This is a genomic window from Actinokineospora sp. (genome assembly GCF_050699995.1).
In the GTDB taxonomy this organism is placed as follows: domain Bacteria; phylum Actinomycetota; class Actinomycetes; order Mycobacteriales; family Pseudonocardiaceae; genus Actinokineospora.
The window spans coordinates 1-1,327 of the sequence record NZ_JBOHGC010000512.1; the positions used below are offsets into that span (position 1 = coordinate 1).

The following is a 1,327-nucleotide window of genomic DNA, read 5'->3' on the forward strand; positions in this document are numbered from 1 at the left end:
TTCTTGCCCTTACACGCGGCCCTGCTGCTTGGCTCGGCGGTACTCTGTTCCTCGTCTGCACCATCGCTGTTGTTGGTCGCGTGCGGCGAGAGTTACGGCGCTATGGTGAACCCACCTGGTGGTCATACTTGTTCGTAATGGGCCCGTTCGCGTCAATCGCATGGCAGTCCTGGCGAAGGAGAAGCCGCGCGGGCCGTCAATCTCGTGACCTCTAAGCTCCGTTCCGACCCGTTGACGCTGCGGAAGCCCAACCTAAGCCCGGATCCACCGATTTGATTGGCGGGATGCCAGTTGAGGGGCGCTCCGGCGCCATTCGGCGCGTCGGAGTGTGGTTGCGGCCCGGTGAAGAGCCGTCGAAGCCTCAGGGGTGACCAGCAACACACGCGCGCGGCGCCGAAACGTCCCCACAGTCCTGATCGGGACGTGCGGGATCAACGTTGATGTCCAACGCGGCCCTCCGGCGGGTCTTTAGGTGAGGAGTTGCACGGCACGCAGACGCGTGAGCACCGCGAGGAACTGGGTGGCCCACGGCCAGCGGGCCGGCGGGTGAAGTGTCGCGCGTCTCGCGGAGCGGGTGAGGCGTGCGGGGACGCGGAAGTAGCGGCGGCGAAGCGTGCGGGTCGTGGTGAACGTCTCTTCGAGCAGCCCGATCGCACCGACCCAGCGGGACAGGTTGTGCGCGATGGTGGCCAGGGCGAGCCAGGCGGCGTTGGCGCCGAAGCGGCCAGAGGGCATGTGGCAAAGCCCGACGCCTTCTTTCAAGTCCCGGATCGCGTTCTCGCATTCGGCGTGGCGGCGATGGTCGGCTTCGAGGTCAAGGGTCTGGCCTTCGCGGTTGGTGATGAACGCGTGGTGGGACCAGACGGTGAGCAGGGCGAGCTGCGAGTCGGGCGTTGGCCGCACGCGGCGCACGATCAGGCGGACGGCTCGTGTGCCGCCGAACGGTTGGTAACTCGTCTCGGCCACTTGAGCGCCTTCGTCGAGGAAGTAGGGGATGTCGGTCCAGGATTCCTCGGGGATCTGTTCGATGGTCCTCAGCAGTTTGGGGCTCATCTTGGTCGTGATGCTCCACGTCGCGCCGGCTTTGTCGCAGGCGCCGACGACGCGGCGGTTGTAGAAACCGGAGTCGGCGCGCACGCACAACGCCCCCGCATGGCCAGCGGCGCGCACGCGGGTGAACGTTTCGGTCAAGAATCGGCGCGCGCCGCGCGCGGTATGCGACGGACCGCCCCGAAGCTTGGAGTGCAGCACCTCGCCGGAGGCGGCCGCGGTGGCGAGCAGGGGGTGATAGCCGCGCACGTGGGTGTAGGTGAAACGCGACCCGCCC

The 1,327-nt window shown here is 67.3% G+C and carries 1 protein-coding gene; it reads right to left on the reverse strand.

Going from position 1 to position 1,327, the window contains the following annotated elements:
• Positions 1–468: 468 nt before the first annotated feature.
• Positions 469–1,327: IS1380 family transposase (locus ACRDSQ_RS25580; RefSeq protein ID WP_431424512.1), on the reverse strand; the 859-nt coding region annotated here is incomplete at its 5' end.